The organism is Bacteroides sp. HMSC067B03 (assembly GCF_001811315.1).
In the GTDB taxonomy this organism is placed as follows: domain Bacteria; phylum Bacteroidota; class Bacteroidia; order Bacteroidales; family Bacteroidaceae; genus Bacteroides; species Bacteroides faecis.
In genome coordinates this window covers 1-238 of the sequence record NZ_KV804476.1, presented here as the reverse complement: position 1 = coordinate 238, position 238 = coordinate 1, and the positions used below count along the sequence as shown (strand labels likewise).

The 238-nt window shown below is 49.2% G+C and carries 1 protein-coding gene; it reads right to left on the bottom strand.

Annotated elements, in window-relative coordinates; all coding sequences use genetic code 11:
* Window positions 1–238, bottom strand: a 238-nt coding sequence (locus HMPREF2794_RS24550) for a phage tail tape measure protein (protein ID WP_070752948.1), incomplete at both ends; no start/stop codon positions are given.

Genomic DNA, 238 nt, shown 5'->3' with positions numbered 1-238 from the left:
TCAATTTGGTCTACACCCTCAATCAAAGCCATCGTTGAAGCAAGATTTTCACTTCCGAACAACGCGGACATGATTGTGGCGTTATGCATGACCGGAGTCAGGGCACGCAGTCGGTCGGTCAGTGAAAGGGACTGGTCTTGCATCGTTTTTATATTGACCCCTGCAGCTTTCAGTTGTTTGATCGCGTCCGTAGTCGGAGCCTGTAATTTGACTATCGTGTTACGCAAAGCGATACCGC